This window comes from Microcystis viridis FACHB-1342 (assembly GCF_014698335.1).
Lineage (GTDB): Bacteria > Cyanobacteriota > Cyanobacteriia > Cyanobacteriales > Microcystaceae > Microcystis > Microcystis ichthyoblabe_A.
In genome coordinates this window covers 22,431-28,847 of record NZ_JACJSV010000063.1, presented here as the reverse complement: position 1 = coordinate 28,847, position 6,417 = coordinate 22,431, and the positions used below count along the sequence as shown (strand labels likewise).

Sequence of the window (6,417 nt, the reverse complement as noted above, 5' to 3'; positions counted from 1 at the left end):
AAAAGAGCGAGCTTTAGGAAAATTGTCTGAGCAATTTTTTGATAATTGACCACTGTTACATTTGGTAAATCGAGGAGTTGATCAAAATTTATCCACATAACTCACCTCCTGTTCTGTGTTACCATTATACCATGCTCACACAGAACCTAGAAGGGCCAATGCGTCTTAGTCTAGAATTGTGATAGAACAGATAGTAATCCCCTAAACCCTTGACAATAAGCAGCTGAACAATGGGATTAAGCTCCTTGCCCGTTCACGAATCATTTAGAATTGCTGTAGCTACTCAATTAAAGTAGTATTTGCCTGAAAGAGGGCAAAAAATCTAGAAAATCTACATAACTAAACCCAAAATCTAGGACAGAAATATGGAAACTCTGACGTTTAGTCAACCAATGCAGTTAACTGCATTACCCACCCAAGATGAACTTCCCTGCGATGATGGAGTACCCATGGAAACTCAAAGGCATAAATGGCAGATGGATCTGTTAATAGACAGTATATCCCCTTGGCTAGACCGACGAGAAGATGGTTATGCCAGTGGCAATATGTTTGTCTATTTCAGTACAGCACAACTGAAAAATCAAGACTTCAAAGGACCTGATTTTTTTGCCGTCTTAGGTGTACCAAAAGGGGAGCGAAAAAGTTGGGTTACTTGGGAGGAGGGAAAAGCTCCCGATGTAGTGATTGAACTCCTCTCGGAAAGTACCACCCAAATAGACAAAACCGAGAAAAAACAGATTTATCAAGATAAGTTACGAGTGCCTGAATATTTCTGGTACGATCCTTTTAATCCTGAAGATTTTGCCGAATTTGTCTTAGTTGATGGACTATATGAACCGCGGCAACCCAACGAGAAAGGATGGCTAATCAGTGGTCGTTTGGGATTAGCTTTAGTTCGTTGGCAGGGAAAATATAGAGGGGTAACAACCGTCTGGATTCGCTGGGCGACTTTAGATGGAATGTTGTTGCCAACCCCGCGAGAGTTGGCTGAAGAAGCACAACAGAAAGCTGAAGAAGCACAACAGAAAGCTGAAGAAGCACAACAGAAAGCTGAGGCAGCACAACAGCAAGCTGAAGAAGCACAACAGAAAGCTGAGGCAGCCGAAGAAAAAGCCGAACGATTGGCGGCTAAACTCAGGGAATTGGGGATTAATCCTGAAAGTCTCTGAATTCCTCTGGGTGGATTTTGGTAGTCCCACTAGCCTAGGGTTGACAATTTGGTCAGGCTGGGTTAGGATGCTACGAGTTAAAAGTAAATTCGTCTATGACTGACTTCCAACTAACCACTCCTGTGGCCTTCCTGATTTTCAATCGACCTGATACGACAGCGAGGGTATTTGAAGCCATTCGTCAGGCGAAACCACCTAAGTTATTAGTGGTTGCCGATGGTCCGCGTCCCGATAGACCAGATGATATTGAAAAGTGTAAGGCGGCCCGTGCTATTATCGAGGGTGTGGATTGGGATTGTGAGGTATTGACGAATTACTCTGATTTAAATTTAGGTTGTAAAAATCGGGTATCGAGTGGTTTAGATTGGGTTTTTGAGATGGTTGAAGAGGCGATTATTCTTGAGGATGATTGCTTACCAGATCCTAGTTTCTTTCGATTTTGTCAGGAATTGCTTGATTACTATCAAAATGATGAGAGAATCATGTCTATTATCGGTTGTAACTTTCAGTTGGGTCGCCAGCGTACCGAGTATAGCTATTATTTTTCTCAGATTAACCTTATATGGGGGTGGGCAACTTGGAGGCGGGCGTGGCACTATTATGATGGCGATATGAGTCTGTGGCCCGAAGTCAAACAGGATAATCTGCTTCAGTATATTTTACGGAATCCTCAAAAAACAAAATATTGGACAAAAGTATTTCAAAAAACTTATGATGAAGAGATTAATAGCTGGGGCTACCGCTGGATACTCTCTTGTTTTCTTCAGCATGGTTTAGCTATTATTCCTAATATGAATCTAGTTAGCAATATTGGTTTTGGTGCAAACGCTACGCACACAATAAATGCTAGAACTCCGGTTAACAGTGTTAATGTAGAAGAGATGGACTTCCCCCTACGTCATCCACCCTATGTAATTCCTCATATTGATGCAGATAACTTTACCTATCGTGTTTATTGTCAGGCATCTTTGATTGAGCGCATAGAGAGGAAATTAAAAACAATCTTTAAGCTTTGAATACAATTCTTACTTGTTTGCTAATATTGAAAATCTGAGACTTTCAATAAATACTTGGAAACCAACAACTTTCATTTTTTATATTACTATGTTTAAAAAAATGTTCAAAAATACGCTTAAGAGTGTTGCCTCAGCTTACAAATCTGCTGGATATCCTCTACTGCCAATTACAAAGTCTATTCGAGAACCGATGCGTTGGTTCTATCACCAATCCCTCTTATTACGTCATGATAGTAAATTCTATCTGAAACCTTTTTTATTAAAACAATTTCATGATTTATTGGTTGTAGAGCATCCCCAAGACTTCAAGATATATGGAGGAAAAATCAATTTTCGCTCTTCTGGCAGTTTAATGTCAGTTCAAGGATATTATGTTGGTGAAATAGAATACCACTTAGTTCAATATATTGTTAGTCAAATTAAACCTGGATTTGTCATGTTAGATGTAGGAGCACATCATGGTGTTTATACCCTAATTGTTGCCTATGAGCTAAAATCTCGTGGTTGGTCAGGAGTTATTCATAGTTTTGAGCCAAATCCACTAAATTTTTCCTTGCTCGAATACAATGTAAAGCAAAATCAACTAACTGATTACGTGGTTCTTCATAACGAAGCCGTATCCAATACAGAAGGAAGACAAAAATTACTGGCAGATTCTAGTGAGAATAGTGGCTGTCAATTAGAAAGCGTAGAAGTATTAGAACAAGGAAATAATCGAGATTTAATTCAAGAATATGAAATACAAGTATGTACCCTAGATGGTTTAATTGACCAGGTGCAAAATGTAAATATCATAAAAATGGATATTCAAGGGGCTGAGCCTCTTGCTCTTCAGGGATGCGAAACTATAATTAAAAGAGATAAGCCAATATTGGTGGTAGAAGCAGTTGAAAATTGGTCGTCAACTGACAAAACAAAAGAGTTCTTGAATGAACATAACTACGATATATATGGAGTCAGTTCCAAAGGAAAATTATGTCAAATCAATAGTCCTGATGTATTTGTTTCATGGGACTGGGTTGGATTGCCTCTTGAATAAAATTAATTATCACTCAAAATTTATGCCTAAAAAAATAATCAAGAAACTCGCCAGAAGTTTAGGAATTGATCTAAAAAGATACAATGTACAAACATCCGAAGCGGCGAAAATGCAGCGCTTGTTAGCCTATCACAATATTGACTTAGTATTCGATGTTGGTGCTAATATTGGGCAATATGCTAAATTACTGCGAGAGTTAGGCTATTCGGGGAGGATAGTTTCCTTTGAACCGCTGTCAAGTGCTTACTCTCAATTAAAAGCTGTCAGTGAAAAAGACCCTCTGTGGGAAATTGCTCCCCAAGCTGCCATTGGCAACCAAGAAGGTGAAATTATCATCAATATTGCTGGTAACAGCCAGAGTAGTTCAGCTTTGCCAATGCTGGATGCTCACGTACAATCTGCCCCCGAATCAGCTTACTCTGGTTCAGAAACAGTAAAATTGAGCAGGCTAGATACCCTGGCCAAGGACTATATCAAAAGCGAAACTAAATCCATTTTTCTCAAAATAGATGTGCAAGGATTGGAAAAACAAGTGCTAGAAGGGGCAACAGCAATTTTGCCTTTGGTTAAAGGTATTAAGCTTGAATTATCTTTAGTCCCTCTCTATGAAGGTCAAGTCCTGTTTAAAGAAATGATTGATATCGTAGAAAAATTAGGTTACGAACTGTACGGTATTGAACCAGGTTTTACTGCCGAAAAAACTGGGAGGGTGTTGCAGATGGATGGTATTTTCTTTAAACCAGATTAAATTTTTAATCTGGTAAAACATGAGCAAAGTTATTTGTTAATATCCTTTCTCAAATAGTGCTACACTATGTACACAATACATTGAGAAAATTGGGGTGCGAGAATTTCGGAGCGAACTCCCTAAATACATATACGGTGAGACTCCCGTTGAGGTACTACGTCACAGTCATACTGTTGGGTTCTATTTCCCCGTTAAACAGCAGGGGGAAATATGGTGGCATAAATTAGAGTTAGTGGTCTTCGGTGCCTCTGAACCAGTGAATCCGCCTGATTTTGGCTTAAAAACCCATTATTTAGGCAGATTAAATGATGATATTTCCCTAGCTTTAGTCTATGCCGCCGCCGATATTTTTGTCGCTCCCTCAATTGAGGATAATCTTCCCAATACAGTCATGGAAGCTCTCGCTTGTGCCACTCCATCTGTTGCCTTTAAAATTGGTGGAATGCCTGATATGATCGAACATCAAGAGAATGGTTATCTGGCTCACCCCTTCGAGGTGGAAGACTTAGCAAGCGGAATTAATTGGGTATTAGAAGATACAGAAAGGTATAACCAATTGTGCATTCGGGCAAGGCAAAAAGTGGAGCAAGAATTTACTCTTGAGATTCAAGCATCTAAGTATTTAAAGCTGTACAATGAAATATTGTAATATAAGCAACCTCGAAAAATTGCCTCTCTTTTCAATAACAGAAGCCTGAAAGCGCCTATAGCGTTTCCTGTTCGCAAGAGGTATATTATCGATGTTGAAAACCCTAATTAGCAAAGGTTTAACTGTGCCTCACAGGTGTGAGAAACGCTATATATCACGACACTACCCCTAGTGGTCTCCTGACTTTTCAAACATCCTTTAAGAAAAACATGGGACAATTAAAATTATTTCTATTCGGGCAAGCTTCTTAACTAGAAAGACTTTTAGTCTTGAGATAATATTAGGTCGAGGTCTAATGACTCTCAAGATAAAACAGTCAGCATATTAGAGCAAATCTCTCAAAGCGACTCTAGAGTTAAAATTATCATTAACGCTAGGAATTTTGGCTTTGTTCGTTCTAGCTATTACGGACTTTTACAAGGAACTGGGGATGCGGTTATTTTAGTCTTCGCCGACTTTCAATATCCCCCCGAACTAATCGTCAATTTTTTGGAGAAATGGGAGGAAGGCTATCAAGTTGTTAAAAAAATTAAAGACAAAAGTACAAATGTGAAGACAAAAGAAGGAATTTATCCAGAAATGAGAGAGTTAGGTTTAAGTCCAGGAACTCAACTATTTTTGAAGGATGTCAATATTACAAAAGAGCAGGGATTTGGACAGTTTAACTTAGCGGGTAAGTGGAAAAAAACCTATGGGGGTTTTCAAACAAAAGAACCTTAATATATTCTGACAAATTTTGGGGATTTAGAGACGGCAATAATTGCCGATCAAAAAAGATTTGATATTGAGGAGATGTTCCGAGATTTTAAGTCGGGATGCTATAGCTTAGAAGGTTCTCAATTAGCACCGCAATACCTATCAAAGCTGATAATTGTTATAGCTATCGCCTATACAAGTGCCACACTACAAGGTAAAAAAATTAAGGATATGGGAATCCAAAAATATGTCACAAGACCCGAAAAAAGATATAAAGGTCAACGCAGACACAGCAGTTTTTATGTGGGTCAACATCTCTATCATTGGCTCCAGCTACATCAAATGTTCCCAAAAAATATAGAAGAGCTAATGCAAATTAGCCGCTATCGGTTGAAGGATTGCATCAAAAGACAAAGAGCGATATTGCTTGCCCTATCTACCTTCTGGCTCGCTTGTCCCCCTCTCAGGAGTTTTATGAGATTAAGACAGCATCATACAATCCGCTATGAATCGATGATTTATGAGAGAGTAAAAAATTGTAGTATCGAAGAAATAAGTCGAGAAGAAGGGTTAGGATGGGAAGAAGTTCAGTTAATATTTAATCACTGTGCTAAAGAACTAGAAAAGGAAGAGTGGGAAGCACCAGAACGAATAAGCTTAGATGAATTTAGTAACTTAAAAGGACATAAAGATTTCATAACAACGGTCGTAGATCTGGACAAGAAAATTTTACTAGATGTGATTAAAGGACATAAGCAAGATGAATTGGGAATCCTTAAAAGCACAGCCAGAAACAGTTCGGGAGAAGGTGAAAGAAGTGAGCGTCGATATGTGGTCAGGATTTACAGCAGTGAGCAAGGAATTATTTCCCAATGCTAAAATCATCTATGATCGTTTTCATGTAATGGCTATCATCAATGACGAGCTTAATAAATTGAGAAAGTTAATGGGGGTGCATGAAAAAGGATTACCTCATTTATTATGGAAGAATAAAGAGGACTTAAAGCACGAGCAAAAACAACAACTAGAAGTTATCCTGAAAGAACATTCATGCTTGGGAATAGTCTGGTAAATTAAAGAAGAAATTAGACAAATTTATC

7 protein-coding genes and 1 pseudogene are annotated in these 6,417 nt (G+C 38.6%); all 8 read left to right on the top strand.

The genetic code is table 11. The features are described from left to right. The first annotated feature begins 365 nt into the window (after positions 1-365). The gene (locus tag H6G40_RS17925; protein WP_069473798.1) at positions 366-1,169 is read left to right on the top strand and encodes a Uma2 family endonuclease; all 804 of its coding nucleotides are present in this window, start codon (positions 366-368) and stop codon (positions 1,167-1,169) included. Between the two features lie 95 nt (positions 1,170-1,264). Continuing rightward, on the top strand, positions 1,265-2,185 hold the full coding sequence (locus H6G40_RS17920) for a glycosyltransferase family 2 protein (RefSeq protein WP_123230489.1): 921 nt from the start codon (positions 1,265-1,267) through the stop codon (positions 2,183-2,185). 13 nt (positions 2,186-2,198) lie between these two features. Then, positions 2,199-3,224: an FkbM family methyltransferase gene (locus tag H6G40_RS17915; RefSeq protein ID WP_184891200.1), complete on the top strand. Its 1,026-nt coding sequence runs from the start codon at positions 2,199-2,201 to the stop codon at positions 3,222-3,224. Between the two features lie 22 nt (positions 3,225-3,246). Next, positions 3,247-3,972: an FkbM family methyltransferase gene (locus tag H6G40_RS17910; protein ID WP_069475641.1), complete on the top strand. Its 726-nt coding sequence runs from the start codon at positions 3,247-3,249 to the stop codon at positions 3,970-3,972. Positions 3,973-4,171: 199 nt separating this feature from the next. Continuing rightward, positions 4,172-4,621: pseudogene (locus tag H6G40_RS17905) on the top strand (glycosyltransferase); the annotation flags it as partial. 279 nt (positions 4,622-4,900) lie between these two features. Continuing rightward, positions 4,901-5,341 (top strand): glycosyltransferase, encoded by a 441-nt coding sequence (locus H6G40_RS23765; RefSeq protein ID WP_071590315.1) that lies wholly within the window; start codon positions 4,901-4,903, stop codon positions 5,339-5,341. Between the two features lie 72 nt (positions 5,342-5,413). Beyond that, entirely contained in the window at positions 5,414-6,196 is a 783-nt protein-coding gene (locus H6G40_RS24230) for a helix-turn-helix domain-containing protein (protein WP_002737655.1), read from the top strand. Continuing rightward, a complete protein-coding gene (locus H6G40_RS24225; RefSeq protein ID WP_368845298.1) occupies positions 6,078-6,389 on the top strand; it encodes a transposase in 312 nt (103 codons plus the stop codon). The genes H6G40_RS24230 and H6G40_RS24225 overlap by 119 nt, the downstream gene beginning before the upstream one ends. Positions 6,390-6,417 lie beyond the last annotated feature (28 nt).

What these genes read in the sequence shown, in the direction of transcription:
- H6G40_RS17925 (WP_069473798.1), top strand. Translation starts at nt 366, where the DNA reads ATGGAAACTCTGACGTTTAGTCAACCAATGCAGTTAACTGCATTACCC.
- H6G40_RS17920 (WP_123230489.1), top strand. Translation starts at nt 1,265, where the DNA reads ATGACTGACTTCCAACTAACCACTCCTGTGGCCTTCCTGATTTTCAAT.
- H6G40_RS17910 (WP_069475641.1), top strand. Translation starts at nt 3,247, where the DNA reads ATGCCTAAAAAAATAATCAAGAAACTCGCCAGAAGTTTAGGAATTGAT.
- H6G40_RS24230 (WP_002737655.1), top strand. Translation starts at nt 5,414, where the DNA reads ATGTTCCGAGATTTTAAGTCGGGATGCTATAGCTTAGAAGGTTCTCAA.
- H6G40_RS24225 (WP_368845298.1), top strand. Translation starts at nt 6,078, where the DNA reads ATGAATTGGGAATCCTTAAAAGCACAGCCAGAAACAGTTCGGGAGAAG.